The 16766-nt window shown below is 45.6% G+C and carries 8 protein-coding genes; 6 read left to right on the forward strand and 2 right to left on the reverse strand.

Going from position 1 to position 16766, the window contains the following annotated elements; genetic code table 11:
- Positions 1 to 212: 212 nt before the first annotated feature.
- Together QUA04_RS13655 and QUA04_RS13660 are read right to left on the reverse strand one after the other, a co-directional pair.
- Positions 213 to 755: a GUN4 domain-containing protein gene (locus tag QUA04_RS13655; RefSeq protein WP_333257888.1), complete on the reverse strand. Its 543-nt coding sequence runs from the start codon at positions 753 to 755 to the stop codon at positions 213 to 215.
- Between the two features lie 101 nt (positions 756 to 856).
- Positions 857 to 4501, reverse strand: a complete 3645-nt coding sequence (locus QUA04_RS13660) for an FG-GAP-like repeat-containing protein (protein ID WP_333257890.1) — start codon at positions 4499 to 4501, stop codon at positions 857 to 859.
- 300 nt (positions 4502 to 4801) lie between these two features.
- On the opposite strand from QUA04_RS13660, the gene QUA04_RS13665 reads away from it, so the two are divergent.
- From QUA04_RS13665 to QUA04_RS13690, 6 genes are all read left to right on the forward strand, one after another.
- A complete protein-coding gene (locus QUA04_RS13665) occupies positions 4802 to 5932 on the forward strand; it encodes a serine/threonine-protein kinase (RefSeq protein ID WP_333257892.1) in 1131 nt (376 codons plus the stop codon).
- A gap of 645 nt (positions 5933 to 6577) precedes the next feature.
- Positions 6578 to 10084 (forward strand): PAS domain S-box protein, encoded by a 3507-nt coding sequence (locus QUA04_RS13670; RefSeq protein ID WP_333257894.1) that lies wholly within the window; start codon positions 6578 to 6580, stop codon positions 10082 to 10084.
- Positions 10085 to 10296: 212 nt separating this feature from the next.
- Entirely contained in the window at positions 10297 to 11568 is a 1272-nt protein-coding gene (locus QUA04_RS13675) for an FAD-dependent hydroxylase (RefSeq protein ID WP_333257895.1), read from the forward strand.
- A gap of 274 nt (positions 11569 to 11842) precedes the next feature.
- Complete coding sequence (locus tag QUA04_RS13680; protein WP_333257897.1) at positions 11843 to 12064, forward strand: hypothetical protein; 222 nt, start codon at positions 11843 to 11845, stop codon at positions 12062 to 12064.
- A 28-nt stretch (positions 12065 to 12092) separates the two neighbouring features.
- Positions 12093 to 13424, forward strand: a complete 1332-nt coding sequence (locus QUA04_RS13685; RefSeq protein ID WP_333257899.1) for a P-loop NTPase fold protein — start codon at positions 12093 to 12095, stop codon at positions 13422 to 13424.
- Positions 13425 to 15512, forward strand: coding sequence for a tetratricopeptide repeat protein (locus QUA04_RS13690; protein ID WP_333257901.1), 2088 nt, complete (start codon positions 13425 to 13427; stop codon positions 15510 to 15512).
- Positions 15513 to 16766: the final 1254 nt, after the last annotated feature.

Here is a 16766-nt window from a genome sequence, read left to right on the forward strand (position 1 = left end):
GAATAAACTTTTCTCCAACGTTACAAAACTCACCATACTTGGCCCATAGCAATTGGGAAATTTTTAATTCATACCTGTATTCAGCAAAACCAGCTTTTTAAAGGAAGCAGAAGTATGAAAGCAAAAGAACGTAAAACGCGCTCGCGCTTTAAATACCCGACTTCTTAAATAAGTCGGGTATCTGGGTGTTCTCTTTTTTTATGTTGGTCTACTTACTTGCCGCAATTAGCAAAAGTAGAGAACAAGTTATAACCTTGAACTTTCCACGCTTGCCATGTATTCCGGGTGCCAAAAAGAATCTGCATAGTTGCATCTCCATCCACGTAGCCTTGCCAACCTAATGCAGCAACTGTTGGGTACTGAGCTGGAAAATCCCCTAACATAGGAGTTGCTTGCGGGCCTAGTTTCCATCCTACCTTTTCGCTAAATTCTTTAATTTCACCTTCGCAAGTTTTACAATTTAAACCGTTGCCCGCCTTCTGCCAAATCTCTAACTGCGGGGTCAAGCCGTATTTGTTATTGCTGTGTTGCATCCACAATTGGTCGATCGCGCGGAGGTTAGGACAAGACGTGGGGTTGTTGCGGAGTATAGAGACGGTTTCGCGATCGGCGTCGTCCCATTTCTTAGCTTCTAATAAGGTTTGTAGTTGCCTGAATTCGCTGCTGGTTTCTTGTGCGCGAGTCCGAAAAGTTGGCTGCAAAACAGCAACAGATGCGGTGATGAATACTAGGATCAGTTTTCCAAACTTAAACATGATGCTCCTCCCGGTAAAAGTGATTTAACAAATGATCCGTTTTTAGTGCCTACCTCATTTAGAAAGGCAATCACAGGATTGCCCCTACGCTGGAGTTGGCTCTAAATCAACACAAAATCCGATTCAGTAATCGAACTATTCAACCCAGTCACAGTTGCCAAAACTTGATTAGTTGAGGCAACTTTCAGCAGCGTTCCTCCCGCAGTTTGACTAATTTCTAACTGCTGGAAAGTCAAACCGTTATCGATCGCAAATTTATCGATACCCACCTCAAAATCAAGCACCGTATCCGAGCCGCTACCTGGAGTTAACAAAAAGCGATCGCTCCCGCTACCTCCTATCAGAAAATCGTTGCCATTTTCGCCGCTAAGGAAATCATCTCCCAAACCGCCAAGCAAAGTATCATCTCCCTTGCCAGCGTACAAACTGTCATTGCCTTCACCGCCCTGCAAACTGTCAGAACCGCGGCCTCCAAATAAGATATCATCGCCACTGCCACCTGTCAGCGTATCGAGTCCCCGCCCACCGTAAATGGTGTCATTGCCGCCGCCACCATCGAGGGAATCGCTAGCTTTTCTGCCACTGATAAAATCGTTACCGCTGTCGCCGATTAAAGTATCGCTATCATCAGTACCGACAAGATTTTTGCCCTCAGCGCCGAGAATTTCAGGAGAAGTATTGACAAGTTCCACATCACCTTGCACAACTGGAACAGCGGGTTGAGCCGGTGCTGGATTTCCTTGAATTTTGGCAGTTAAAAATTCGCCAGTATTTTCGGAAACTACCTGTGCGATAGGTTTTGTGCCAGCCGCCGCTTCTTCGAGGGCGATCGAACTTTCACCTAATGTCACCTTTTGGACTTTGGCAATTTCCGAGGGAATAAACTCAGGCAAAAAGTTAGATTTAACTTTATCCGTGCTTTGATTTGCCTCAGCCATTACCTTCGCAGCTTCCGGGGCAATTTGGGAAAGTTTTTCAGTGTTGAGATTGGTGTCAATTTCTTTGACCTTGGCAACAGATTGCTCGATAATGCTTTCTACCTGTGCCGCATTGCTCAAATCCAGGGAACCACCGGATTTAATTTTACTGTTAATTGCCCCGACAACAGCTTTGACGATCGCAGCATTGTCCGCCGTAGATGCACCGTCTATGAGGCTGCTGGTTTGGGTGATGACGTTTTGGACTTTTGTCATGGCGACTAGAGTTTCAACGCCCCCAGGCTCATTTTTGGCTGTAGAGGCGATCGGATCTAAGTCGATCAAGTCAACTCCCGCAGGAATAGACAGAGTAGATTTAACTTTTGACTCGGCTTCACTCTGCGTCATTCCCCCAGCCATCAAATCAGTTACCAAACTGGTTAACAGAGTAACAACAGTGGCATCCGCAGGCGCTGCAACAGGCGTTTCCAGCGGCAAACCCGTGCCCGTATCCGTCCCTCCAAAAGCTACTAAATTGCCTTCATCTGCATCGATTTTCCCATTTTTATTTTTGTCGAAAGTCTCCAAGGGAATATCGAGCTGATATTCACCGTTAAAGTCAGTAGTAGTTGATGGTTCGTTACTATCTTTAATGCCATTTTTGTTAGCATCTAGGAAGATGGTTGCACCGGAGATGTAACCATCAATAACGCAGCCTATACTAACGCTCGTCTCAAGAAGAGGATCGTCATCGTCATTATTGTAAGCGTAAACAATTGATGTAGTTAACCCGGAGTAATTGGGATCGGCGCTAACAGCAGGGTAGGCAATAATACTGTAATTTTGCTCTCCATCAAATACAAAATCATCAACGCCTCTTACCGTCACGATCTGGTTTTGATTCCAATTAGTAGAATTGAAGGTAACAGTTGGCCTGTCAATTACTCCTTCTCCCACACTATTGCTACTAAAAGTAATACTCACATCAGCAGTAGGTGGGCTGTTGAGTTTGACAAAGAATTTGTCTGTGCCACCTGTTTCTGAAGTGACTAAGAATCCCGCTGGTGCATTAATAATAATGTCTGGAGTTGCAAGTATCAGTGGGGGCGTCCCTAGTGTCGGCGTCACTGGCGTCGCTGGTGTCGGCGTCACTGGCGTCACTGGCGTCGGCGTCACTGGCGTCGGCGTCACTGGCGTTGGCGTCACTGGTGTCACTGGCGTTGGCGTCACTGGTGTCGGCGTCACTGGCGTCACTGGCGTAACTGGCGTCGGCGTTGGTGTCGGCGTAACTGGCGTCGGCGTTGGTGTCGGCGTAACTGGTGTCGGCGTCACTGGCGTTGGCGTCGGCGTTGGCGTCGGCGTGACTGGTGTCGGCGTTGGCGTTGGCGTTGGCGTCGGTGTCGGCGTAGTGTCGTTATCGTCGATCGCCACTCTCACCCCTGGCACCGAAATTTTGTTATACTTAGCATCAGTGCTGGCTGCAGTGTGAGTAATATTAGCGCTGCCTGTACCTTCGGCAACTGTATCGTCAACAGCTTTTACCGTTACGGTTTGAGCAACATTCCAATTATTTGGAGTGAAAGTCACAGGGGCGATCGGCTGAATCTGATTATTGGTTGTGAGAGTGATGGTAACGGGGGCTGTTGGCTTCGACTTTAATTTGAGCTGGTAACTGCCATTCGCGCCGCCTTCTGTAACTTCCGTTTCGGTAAGACTAACAGAAACACCAGCCGTATCATTGTCCTCATTGCCGCTACCATCCGCTACATCATCGTTTTTGTTGAGCAAAACCGAGACGTTGCTAGATCCTTCATCGGTCGTAGTTAAGTCTGTCTTGCCGTCAGCATTAAAGTCCCCAACAGCAATGACAAAGGGATATTCCCCAGCCGAAAAGTTGGCGGGCGCACCAAAACTGCCCGCACCATTTCCCAACAAAATGGAGATACCATCATCGTTCGTCACAGCTAAATCTGACTTGTTATCGCTGTTAAAGTCCCCAACAGCAACGCTATTGGGAAAGTCCCCCCCATTAAAGTTAGTGGGAGCCCCAAAGCTGCCTTTCCCCGTCCCCAACAGGATTGATACGTTGCCAAATTCGTCAGATTCGTCGATGTTTGTTACAGCTAAATCTGGCTTGTTATCCCCATTGAAGTCCCCTGTGGCGAGCCCGAGCGGAAAGTCCCCCGCCTTAAATTTAGTAGGAGTCCCAAAGCTGCCTTTCCCTGTCCCCAACAGGATCGATACATTATCAGAAGAGTCTATGAAAGCTAAGTCGAGCTTGCCGTCAGCATTAAAGTCTTCCACGGCGAAAAACCCCGAATTCGACCCATTAACATTAAGGTTAGTAGGATCCCCAAAGCTGCCTGTACCAGTTCCTAACAGGATCGATAGATTGTTCTTGCCTATCGTAACTAAATCTAGCTTGCCGTCGCTGTTAAAGTCACCCGCACCAACACCACGGCCATAATCTGACTTCCCATCAGCTTCCCCCGTATCAAAGCTCGTGGGAGTGCCAAAGCTACCTGTGCCATTTCCCAACAGGATGGCTACTTGACCTACATCTGTGCTGTTCCACCTTACAGAAGCTATGTCGAGGTTGCCGTCGCTGTTAAAGTCCCCTAATGCCAGACTTATGGGCGTAAAGCCGATCTTAAAGTTGTTGGCAGTGCCAAAGCTGCCAGTGCCTGTCCCCAACAGAATGGAGATGTTGTTAGTTCCTTGATTCGCTGTGGCGATATCTGGCTTACCGTCTTTGTTAAAATCTGCTACAACAACGTCACTCGGCTCTTCGCCGACAGGGAATTTGGTTGCGGTACTGAAGATAGACATGATTAATTTACCTATTAATTGACAACAGTCGTTTCTGATGTTTGGAGTTGTAAAGCCGAATCGGCGAGACCCTAATTTGGCAATGTACTCTCTAGTTAAAAGTTGTATTTGAGATAGTACCAGTAACTACTTAAAACGTCAATTCATAAAATTCATAACATAAAGTCATAAAAGTCATATTGGTAAAAATATATTTCAATAAGTAGACAATCTAGCCAATTTAAGAGAAATTATATATAACAGAAATCTAGGGATATAAAAATGCGTGGCTCCTGTACAAATCACTTAAAATCTGAAACTATGACGGTAGAAGAAGCAATATTTTTTTTGGACAATCTCGTATACGAACAAACGGAAAAACACCTGAGTCGGTTGCAACAGTCGATAATTCGAGGCGTTGTAGGGGGTTTGACGTACAAAGAAATTCACCAAAACGATCCGATCGCCCGCGGGTACACAGTGGGCTACCTGGGGCGGTATGTCGGCTACAACTTGTGGAAAGAACTGACAAAGGTACTGAGACAAGCAGAAATTCTCGGTCAAGAAGAAAGAGTAGTCGGAGCAAATCTTTGGGACTGTATCATGAGAGCTGTACAACAAGGCACACAACCCGCTAAATATGTCGATCCGATCTTGCAAAAGCTGCTGCGGATGCGTTACCGAATCAGAGAACATTTAGTCAGCACCGAGTACAGCGATACCTACCTTGCTGATGATGAAAATTTGCCCGATCGACCTTTATGTCTCGTCAAGCGCCTCAAAAGCCAGTCTGAGAGAAGCAGCCATTTATTCGATCGAGAAACGCGCGTTTTATATCGATTGGGCCAACACGATCGGATACCGGAATTGTTAGCTCGCTTTGAAGAAGATGGATATTTTTATTTAGTCTATCAATTCATCGAAGGGCAACCGCTGTATCAAGAACTAATCGAAGGTCAACCTTGGGAAGAACCTCAAGTTATTGCTTTGTTGAAAGATATCTTGGAAGTGCTTGTTTTTGTTCACAAACAAGATGTAATTCACCGCGACGTTCACCCTCAAAACTTAATCAGGCGGACATCAGATGGCAAGATTGTATTAATTGACTTTGGGGCCGTTAAAGAAATCAACACTTCACCAAACAGCATCGGTCAAACGAAATCGTGCGGCGGTACTCAGCAAGATTATATTCCTCCCGAACAAGCCATCGGTTCCCCAAAATTGTGCAGCGACATCTATGCTGTCGGGCTCATCGGGATTCAAGCCTTGACAGGAATGCGCCCGAAACAACTCAGAGTTGATAATTTAGGGAATCTCATCTGGCAGAAAAAGGCAACTGTCACCCCGGAGTTGGCTCGCGTTTTAGACCAGATGGTGCTGTACGCTTTCCCCCAGCGTTACCCGTCAGCAACCGAAGCTTTGGAAGCACTTCAAAAGTTGGGAGTTAGTTGAATGTTGACTGTTGACTGTTGACTGTTGACTGTTGTCCTTAGTTGATGAACAAAACTCAACACGATTGTATGCGAGCGTCTGTAGGGACACGGCAATGCCGTGTCCTTACCGGGCTCTGCTACTTTTAATAATTGGTATAAGATTGAGGACTGTAGTAATATTTCTTAAGTAAAAAAATAAGCGATTTAGTGTATATTGTCAAGTCTTTTAAAGAACTGTTTAGCGTAACTTTTTTGCCGATCGCATTTCCCACAGCCACAGCAGCCGATTTACAATGCCAGTGATCTTGTTGCAGAGTGATTCATCCGCTACCATTATCCCTCGATGTACTGAGTAAAAACACTCCGTCTTGCCGATGAATCGGGCGCCAATTTCCGAGAGCGAAGGGACAAGGAACAAGGAACAAGGAATTTTTTTTAAATTTACGACCAACAAAAATTATTGAAGTCTGCCCAATGCCTTCTACATAAGAGCCTTCAACCTTCATTTGACGATATCTCTAAAGTTAGATAAAATAATTGATATTTTATGCTTAGCAGCTTTGAGGAAATCTTAAGCAGCTTTGTATAGCGGGCAACAATTTTACTAGAGTGTTTATTGTTACCTTAGATACGTAGAAGCCAAATAATTAGAGGGATAGAGAAATTGGAAGTTTTTGAACGAGCACAACAACTGCAAACGCCCTCAACCCGAATGGCTGCTGTCCAGTCTTTTTCCAAAAAAGCGAGTATTGCAGTAATGGCGATCGGCTGTACAGTCATTTTGGGTTGGATATTCGATCTGCAACTATTAAAAAGCATTCTGCCCGGACTCGTGACAATGAAAGCCAATACTGCCGTCTGCTTTATTTTGGGCGGGTTTTCTCTATTCATCCAACAGATGAGGCGGGCCAACTTAACAGTAAGAAAGTCTCAAAAGAAATACAAAAATTTAAGTTTGGTTTCCTCATTTTTAATTATATTAATTAGCATATTAACCCTCGTTCAATATAGCTTTAATTTAGACTTAGGCATCGACCAACTGCTATTTAAAGAAAGTTACACCTTGACAATCACCGGAACACCCGGACGCATGGCGCCGAATACTGCTGGCGCTTTTTTATTGTTGGGAACAGCGCTGCTGCTACTGTCAGAACGTCGGCCTAAATACCTGCGGATTCAAATCTTAAGCTGTTCAGCATTTTTAATTGCATTTATGGGTTTGATAGGCTATTTCTACGACAAAGCTTTATTTTACCAAATTGGCAATAATACAGGAATGGCTTTGCACACTTCCGCAGCATTTATGTTGCTGAGCTTCGCCATTTTATTTGCCAGTCCAGAGCGAGGATTGATCGCAGTAATGACGAGCGATCGCGCGGGAGGCATCATGGCGCGGCGCTTGTTGCCACGGGCAATCATTATCCCGCCTTTAGTCGGTTATTTCATCCTATTTGGAGAGCGGTTACAAGCCTACACGCCGGAGGTAGGGATATCGCTGTTAAGCGTATTGAACGTGATTATTTTTACAGTTCTGATTTGGCAGAATGCCAAAACTCTTTGCACCGCCGACCGGAAGCGCTATCGAGCGGAACTGGGACTGAGGAAAGCTAAATTAGACTTAGAAAATCAAGTTGAGAAACGGACTCTCCAACTGCAAATTGCCAATGAGCAATTGCAGGAGCAAATTTTCGACACTCAAACAACCAAGCAGGCACTTCAAAAAAACTACAACCTGTTGCTTGCCGTCATCAATAGTACGCCAGCAGCCCTATTTGTCAAAGATATTCAGGGCCGTTACCTGATGCTCAATGCTGCAGGAGCCAGTATAATTGGCAAGTCTGTAGACGACATTATCGGCAGAGATGACAGCCAGTTATTTCACCCGGAAATTGCCGACCAAATTATAAAAACTGATCGCCCAATTATGACAACGGGCACAACGGAAGCGATCGAAGAAGACCTGCCAGTCAAAGGAAATTTGAGGACATTTCTTTCTACAAAAAGTGCTTACCGGGACGGACTAGGAAATATTAGCGGTATAGTTACTATCGCGCGGGATATTACTGAAAGCAAAAAAGCCGAAATCGCCAACAGAAGTTTGGCAGCAATTCTGGAAGCAACCCCCGATTTTGTAGGTACTTACAACCTCGAAGGACGCGCCGTTTACATCAACAAAGCCGGCAGAAAAATGCTGGGTATAGGCGAAAACGAAGATATATCCAAGCGACAAGTTCTAGAATTCACGGCAGCGTCAGACTACAGCAGTTTGAAACAAGCGATCGCGACCGCTGTTTCCGGGGGCGTTTGGAGCGGAGAAACAACCTTCCTGTCAACATCAGGACTCGAAATTCCCGTCAGCCAAGTCCTCATCTCCCACTCCGCACCGGACGACAAACTCACATACATTTCGACTATCGCCCGCGACATCAGCGATCGCAAACACGCTGAAAAAGCCCTGCAACTTTCTCAAGCTCGTTTCGCCGGCATTGTAGAAATTGCCGAGGACGCGATTATTTCTGTGGATGCTGAGCAAAAAATTATCCTGTTCAACCAAGGTGCAGAAAAGATTTTCGGGTGGACGGCTGCTGAGGCGATCGGGCAATCCCTGAGCCTGCTGTTGTCCGAAGCTTTTGCCACCCCTCACACTCACCTCGTCAGCAATTTCGGCGGTGGCGTTAAACAAGCCCGAAAAATGGACAACCGCAAAGAAATTTTCGCCCGCCGCCGAGATGGTACGGAATTTCCCGCCGAAGCTTCTATTTCCAAACTCGAAGTGGCAGGCGAAATCATATTCACAGCAATTTTGCGCGACGTGACAGCCAGCCGGCAAGCCGAAGAATTCGTGCGTCTGAGCGAGGAAAGATATCGCTCGCTCGCAAGGGCCACCGCGCAACTGGTATGGACGACAGACGGCCAGGGAAAGCCGATCGCACCGATCGACTGGATGGCATATACAGGTCAAAGTTGGGAGGAAGCTACAGACAATTGGACTTCGGCAATTCACCCAGACGATCGCCCGATCACGGCGCAAGCTTGGATGCGCGCAGTAGAAGCAAAAAGTCTCTACGAAGTCGAACACCGTTTGCGCGCTGCAGACGGTAGTTACAGACACTTTTGGGTGCGCGGAGTTCCTGTTTTAGCAGCAGACGGCAGCATTCGCGAATGGGTGGGCACTCACACCGACATTAGCGATCGAGTCCAAGTTTTGGAAGCACTCAAGCAGTCCGAGGGACAGTATCGATCGCAAGCAGCCGAGCTCGAAAAAGCTGTCCACGATTTGCACCAAACTCAAACTCAACTAATCCAAACCGAAAAAATCTCTTCTCTCGGGCAGCTAGTCGCCGGCGTGGCCCACGAAATTAACAATCCGATTAACTTCATTTACGGCAACATCACCCACGCCCACGAATACGCCACAGACTTGCTTGGTTTGCTCCACCTTTACCAGGAAAAATACCCAAATCCCGTCCCAGAAATTGTAGAAGCAGCCGAAGATATTGAAGTTGATTACTTAATGGAAGACTTTACGAAGATTTTGGAATCAATGAAAGTAGGAGCCGATCGCATTCGCGACTTAGTTGTATCCTTACGCAACTTTTCCAGACTCGACGAATCGCAGATGAAGCGAGTAGATATTCACGAAGGAATCGAAAGCACTTTGCTAATTTTGCAGCACCGGATCAAAGCTAATGTACTTCGTCCTGCTATTGAGATTATCAAAGAATACGGCAATTTTCCAAAAGTTGAGTGCTATGTAGGTCAGCTCAATCAAGTCTTTATGAATCTTTTAGGAAATGCGATCGACGCCCTCGAAGAGTACAACAGCACTCATTCTTCAAACGATATATATTCTCACCACAACCGAATTCGGATTAGCACCAGTGCGAATTCAGACACAGTAACAATTCGCATTGCCGACAACGGGATGGGAATCAATCAAGAAGTTATCCACAAGTTGTTCGACCCATTTTTTACTACTAAACCCGTCGGCAAAGGTACAGGCTTGGGACTATCAATCAGCTATCAGATTATAGTTGAAAAACACCGAGGCAAATTGCAGTGTATTTCGACGCCCGGGGAAGGTGCAGAGTTTGTCATCGAGATTCCCATTTGCCAGGAAGTATCAGCGCTGCCTGCCGAAAACACAAAGGAAATGGTCATGAGTCATTAGACAGTTGAGTGTTGACTGTTGAGTGTTGACTGTTGGCAGTTGATAGTGGGCATTTGATCCTTGATGCTTGTCATTAATCATAAATTTCTCAACGTCTCCCCATCTCCCCGTCTCCCCATCTCCCGTCTCCGTCGCTCGATCGCCCTAAATCGAAATAATTCTTTACAATAACAAAGTAACAATCCAATTAACTTTGACAAAATCCCTTGAAAATGCCTGTAAACCAACTTTCTCCAACCACAGCCTCGACGCAAACACCGACACTCGACTTTGACATAGCCATCGTCGGAGGCGGCATAGTCGGGGCCACCTTAGCCAGCGCCTTAAAAGATTCTGGATTAAAAATCGCAATAATTGAAACCCAACTCCCCGCCGCCGCCGCCGCCAAAAAACAAGCCTATGCAATCACCCTGCTATCAGGAATGATCTTAGAAGGTATCGGCGTGTGGCAACAAATCTTGCCGCAAATCACCACCTTCGAGCAAATTAGCCTCTGCGACGGCGACTATCCCGGTGTCGTCGAATTCCACCGCCCGGATTTGGGAAATACTGGCAAATTGCCTGTACCAAAAGCAGCTTTAGGTTACGTTGGCGAGCACCGAGTCATGCTGTCAGCTTTGCAAGAATCTTTGGCAAAAAACCCGAATTTTAGTTGGGTTTGTCCGGCGGAAGTAGTGGAGGTAAAATATTTAACCGATTGCGCGGAAATAGAAGTCAAACAACACGGCGAAACTCGGACAATTCGCACCAAATTATTAGTCGCAGCCGACGGTTCGCGATCGCGCATCCGCACCGAAGCCAACATCAGCACTCGCGGCTGGAAATACTGGCAATCCTGCGTTGCTATCACTATTAAAGCAGAAAAACCGCACAATGATATCGCTTTTGAGCGCTTTTGGCCGAGCGGCCCGATGGGAGTTTTACCATTACCTGGGAACCGCTGTCAAGTAGTTTGGACAGCACCCCACGCGGAAGCAAAAGCTTTGCAACAAATGGATGAAACTGAGTTTTTGACTTTGTTGGAACAGCGCACGGGCGGGCTTTTGGGGCGTTTGGAATTGGAGAGCGAGCGGTTTTTATTTCCCGTGCAGTTAATGCAGAGCGATCGCTACGTTTTGCCCAGATTAGCACTAATTGGCGACGCGGCCCACTGCTGCCATCCCGTCGGCGGCCAGGGATTGAATATGGGCATTCGAGACGCAGGGGCGATCGCCCAAATCTTGCAGCAAGCGCACCAAAAAGGCGAAGATATCGGGGATTTGCGAGTATTGAAACGGTATCACAACTGGCGCAAAAAAGAGAATTTAATCGTGTTAGGATTTACAGATTTTCTAGACAGATTATTTTCCAATACTTGGCTGCCAATTGTAGCATTTCGCCGCTTCGGATTGTGGTGTTTGCGGACAATTCCGCCAGTGAGGTTTTTAGCCTTGCGGCTGATGACTGGTTTAATGGGCCGGCCGCCAGAATTAGCGCAAAATTAGAAGAAACCCGATTTTTTACCATTTATCCTGTAGGGGCGGTTTTTACTCACAATAATTGCCGAAAACCAACAATCTCATAAAGCCGCCCCTATCGACTAAATTCATCTGCGTCCATCAGCGTATATCCGCCGACATCTGCGGTTCACAAACTTTAGAAACCGGGTTTTTTCCCATCTCTTCGGCTGTAACCAAATATTATCGAAAAAACCAGGTTTCTGGCCACTAATCGAAATCATGGTAAAATAAACCTAGGTGTTGCTGACAACTCCCCACAATGGACGAAACCCGCGCCCAGGGGTATCTGCAAGTGATTCAGAGAGTCCTGAATTGCCCCAACGGTGAGGAAGCGCAGATTTTACAGGATAATTTAAAGTTGCTGGATTTGGGGTTTGTGGAAGTTTGCAAGAAAGTAGCGGCACAGTTGGCAGAGACCGGAAAGGAAAAGCCAAGAACGAGCAGTAGAGGGGTGAGATTACAGGGCATTGTGATAAACTAAGAATTATAGTCCATATATAATATTTCCTATGACCAACAACCGCCTGGAATCCTTCCGAACAGCCTTCCAGAATCTTCAGTTACTTCCTTTGATCACCCCAGAGCAACTGAATAAATTTCATGTGGAATATGGTACTGAGATTTTAGAAGAATTGGAGCATTTGGTTGAAGATTGCTCACAGGACAATAACAAAATTATTTTTACGGGGCATCGTGGGTCAGGCAAATCAACATTGCTGGGTCAGTTTTGCCAGCACACGCAGAATCGCTACTTTGTCGTGTTCTTTTCCATCTCTGACCTGATTGAAATGTCAGATGTGAATCATGTCAATATTTTGTTTGCTATGGCAGTACAGCTTATGGAAGCAGCAGAAAAACGCCATATCAAAATCGGTTCTCAAACAAAAAAAGCTTTTTATAAGTGGTTTAGTAAGCATACTCGAACAGAGGGAAGTTCAGTTGATTCTAGCATTGAGCTCGAAACGAGTGGAGAAGCTGGTGTAAATGCTTTGTTTGTTAAATTCTTTGCCAAGTTGAAAGCAACTTTGAAGGCAAACTCTGTGATTCGTGAGGAAATTACGACTGAGTTTTCGAGACGTATTTCCGACTTGGTAGATCGGATTAACGATATTGCTAGTGCGATTCAAGCGGGGTGCGGACAAGAAATTATGGTCGTGATTGACGATCTTGATAAACTCGATTTAGAGATAGTAGATCGTGTTTATCGAAATAATATTAGTGCGTTATTTCAGCCTCAATTTCGGATTATTTATACAATTCCAATGGCAGCGACACGAGATATGTCGTTGCGAGGAATTATTCATAATGCTACCAATAATAAGATTCAATCCATGTGGGCGACAAAGTTGTTTCCGCGTGGAGAAGATAGAGTTCCAAATGCTTTTCCTGTCCAAGAAGCTGTAAAAGTATTTGAACAAATTCTTTACAAGCGACTTCCCAAGCATTTGATTGAGCCGGAAGCAACTCAAATGATGATCGTCAAAAGTGGTGGGGCATTGCGGGAATTTATTCGTTTGGCTAGTCAGTCCTGTGGGTTATGTTTGAGGCAGTTACGTCGCACACCTGAGAAACAAGATTTGATAATCACGTCTGAAATTTTAAAAGATGCTATTACCGAATATCGGATTAATTTAACAGAACCCCTTGGACAAAACCGTTATCAAATTCTAGTGGATGTATACCAAAATTATTTACCAAACGATGGGATGGATCAGGATTTCTTAGATTTATTGCATAACCTCTACATCCTCGAATATCGCAATGCTGATTTGTGGTTTGGAGTCCATCCAGTAGTTCAGGAAATATTGCAGAAACGTGGGTTAATCGGAGTGACAGGATAAATGCTCAACAGTGAGATCGCGAACTATCAATCCATCAATGAGGATAGTTACGATGGCCTTGTCTCTTTAATTGAAGCAAGTCAAGGTGTATTGTCATTGTTGATTGCATCTTGTAAACCGGGAGATTTTCAAACCCAGATTATTAATCGTTACGAGGCAGAACTTGCTCCCCATATCCCCAGTTATCGCGTGGTTTTGAATCAAAAAGAACCTAGCCTGAGAGCGGCGTTGGAGCAACTTGTCAATGATTACCCAGAGTTAAAAGCGCCCCACGCATCAGGCGCAATTACTGTAACGGGAACGGAGGCTTTGAGGGATAGTGTGTCACAAGCTGACTCTAACCATCAGTCGGAGTTAAGCCGTTTTTTCGGCTATTTGCAATGGACGCGGGAGGGGTTGCGGGAGTTTCCTTTTCCGATCGTACTTTGGGTAACACCAAATATTCTGAGTCGCTTGAGTCTGGAAGCGCCGGATTTTTGGAGTTGGCGGAGTGGCGTATTTCGATTTGTGTCGCCTGCGGTGCCAGAAACGGGTGTCGTTAACACGACTGAGGAAAGTTCTCTGCTGATTGAGCCAGAGAGAAGACTGAGTTTACCCCTAGATGAACTGTTAGAACAGGTTGAAAATCTGGAGAAACAAGCTAGGGAAACTCCTGCATTAGCAACCCTATACAATCGAGTTGCTAATGCTTATGCAAATCTGGTAAAGACCCGTCAAGCACAGGATTATTCACAGCAGATCGATCGCGCAATTCATTTCTTTGACAGGTCACTTGCCTTACAAGAAAAATTGAACTTACGCCAGGCGCAATCTGACACTTTGTTACAGTTAGGTGATATTTACCGTGACTTAGGATTGTGGGAACGGGTATTTGAACCCTATCAGCAGTCTTTAGAAATTGCTAGGAATTTGAAAGATCGCCTACGAGAGGCGGCTGCTTTGGGGCGACTGGGGAATCTTTACCAACAATATCGTCAAGGCGATCGTGCGAGTAACTTGGAAAGGGCGATCGCATATTTCACTGCTGCATTAACCGTCTACACGCGTGATGCCTTTCCCGAAAATTGGGCGGCGACGCAAAATAATCTAGCAAATGCCTACTTATACAGAATTAGGGGAGAGAAAGCTCAGAATATCGAACTGGCGATCGGATATTTCACTGCTGCATTGTCCGTCTACAGCCCCGAAGCCTTTCCCGAATATTGGGCTATGACGCAAAATAATCTGGCAATTGCCTACACTTACAGAATCAGGGGAGAGAGGGCTGATAATATCGAAGTTGCGATCGCATCTTACACTGCTGCATTAACCGTCTACACCCGCGATACCTTTCCCGAAAATTGGGCTGCGACGCAAAATAATCTGGGAGAAGCCTACCGTAACAGAATCAGGGGAGAGAAAGCAGAGAATATCGAAGTTGCGATCGCATCTTACACTGCTGCATTATCCGTCCGCACCCGCGAGGCTTTTCCCGAACAATGGGCTAGGACGCAAAATAATCTAGCAACAGCCTACAGTAACAGAATCAGGGGAGAGAAAGCAGAGAATATCGAAGTTGCGATCGCATCTTACACTGCTGCATTATCCGTCCTCACCCGTGATGCTTTTCCCCAAGATTGGGCCCTGACACAAAATAATCTGGGAGTTGCCTACTTTGACAGAATCAGGGGAGACAAAGCAGAGAATATCGAAGTTGCGATCGCATCTTACACTGCTGCATTAACCGTCCGCACCCGCGAGGCCTTTCCCGAACAATGGGCTATGACGCAAAATAATCTGGCAAATGCCTACTGTGAAAGAATCAGGGGAGACAAAGCAGAGAATATCGAACTGGCGATCGCATATTTCACTGCTGCATTATCCGTCCTCACCCGTGATGCTTTTCCCGAATATTGGGCCCTGACGCAAAATAATCTGGGAGAAGCCTACCGTAAGAGAATCAGGGGAGACAAAGCAGAGAATATCGAAGTTGCGATCGCATCTTTCACTGCTGCATTATCCGTCTACACCCGCGAAGCCTTTCCCGAACAATGGGATCAGACGCAAAATAATCTAGCAACAGCCTACTCTGACAGAATTAGGGCATAGAAAGCAGAGAATATCGAACTGGCGATCGCATTTTACACAGCCGCCCTCGAAGTTTACACCCGTGAGGCTTTTCCCCAAGATTGGGCAATAACGCAACATAATCTGGGAGAAGCCTACCGTAAAAGAATCAACGGATTCGGTTCTATGAAAACATAAAAACTTTGTCAACCGTTACTGCTCTCAATGAGGCACAACAATGGCTGCGGAATCTGACCTCACAGAAGCTGGAAGCCGTCTTACAAGACCTCAAACCCGAAATCGCTCAAATACTTGAGTAAGTGCCCCCAAAGGAACGAACTCGCAATCAAGCTCCTCTGAATGGCGCACTGAATCGCAAGCCGTTTTCCTTTGCTGAACCTCATTAGTCGGCTGGCTTTAGTGCGATCGGCGTTTAGCAATCCTGACAAAAATTGTCCAAATTTTTCGTGCTTATGTAAATAAGTACCAGGGTTAATGGTACTCCTGGGTAAATGCCAGCAGTTATTAGCGAACCCAATGCAACAGCAAAACCTTGACTCAATACGTCTTTAAAGGCTTGCGTACAAATATGAGGACGCAATTTATCGGCTGATTTTTCTAACCAGCTAGGCTCATTCGGTTTTTTTTCATCTAGATCGTTGTCTAATTCTCCTGACTCAATTGCTAAGGTTTCGGCTGCATATTCTCAATCGCCTTCACACTCTTCAAGTACATCAAGAGCTTTTAGAGCATCGGGATATTCTTGTAATTGGGAGCGATACTGTTCAATTTCTGTTTGGGTAACGGTAATCATTGGGATAAGGGCGATCAAATAAATGAGTAATTCTTATTTTGCCATAATTATTGTACTTCTTTTGTGTAGAAACCCGGCGGTTGAAACCGCGGCTACACAAACAAAGAAACTTCATCCCTTCTTTAGTGCCATTATATTTAGTTGCTTAGGTGGTGGAGTCTTGGGAGGGGTTGCTTTGCTAATTACTCGTAAAGTGTTAAAACCATCATCCGCGAAGACAAGTTTACCTAGTCCCCAAAATCAACTTCCCTCTGGGGATGAGTAATCGCCCTCTGCTTTCTTTGTTAATTACATTTTCGCAGTCATATTCTCGCGACTTACAGATAAATCTGTTTACTCTTTCACAACCTCCATCAACTCCTCAATCAAAACATCGAGGGTGCGAGCTATTTTTTGAATTGATGTGATAAGCTGATACGCAGCTAGATTGTATAATAGAAATATAAGATAAGCGATCATTAGTTAGAATGTATGCCAGCCAA

This window comes from Microcoleus sp. S13_C5, from assembly GCF_036700845.1.
Lineage (GTDB): Bacteria > Cyanobacteriota > Cyanobacteriia > Cyanobacteriales > Microcoleaceae > Microcoleus.

Excerpts from the sequence above, each read along its gene's own strand:
- QUA04_RS13655 (WP_333257888.1), bottom strand. The coding sequence starts at position 755 with ATGTTTAAGTTTGGAAAACTGATCCTAGTATTCATCACCGCATCTGTT.
- QUA04_RS13660 (WP_333257890.1), bottom strand. The coding sequence starts at position 4,501 with ATGTCTATCTTCAGTACCGCAACCAAATTCCCTGTCGGCGAAGAGCCG.
- QUA04_RS13665 (WP_333257892.1), top strand. The coding sequence starts at position 4,802 with ATGACGGTAGAAGAAGCAATATTTTTTTTGGACAATCTCGTATACGAA.
- QUA04_RS13675 (WP_333257895.1), top strand. The coding sequence starts at position 10,297 with ATGCCTGTAAACCAACTTTCTCCAACCACAGCCTCGACGCAAACACCG.
- QUA04_RS13680 (WP_333257897.1), top strand. The coding sequence starts at position 11,843 with ATGGACGAAACCCGCGCCCAGGGGTATCTGCAAGTGATTCAGAGAGTC.
- QUA04_RS13685 (WP_333257899.1), top strand. The coding sequence starts at position 12,093 with ATGACCAACAACCGCCTGGAATCCTTCCGAACAGCCTTCCAGAATCTT.
- QUA04_RS13690 (WP_333257901.1), top strand. The coding sequence starts at position 13,425 with ATGCTCAACAGTGAGATCGCGAACTATCAATCCATCAATGAGGATAGT.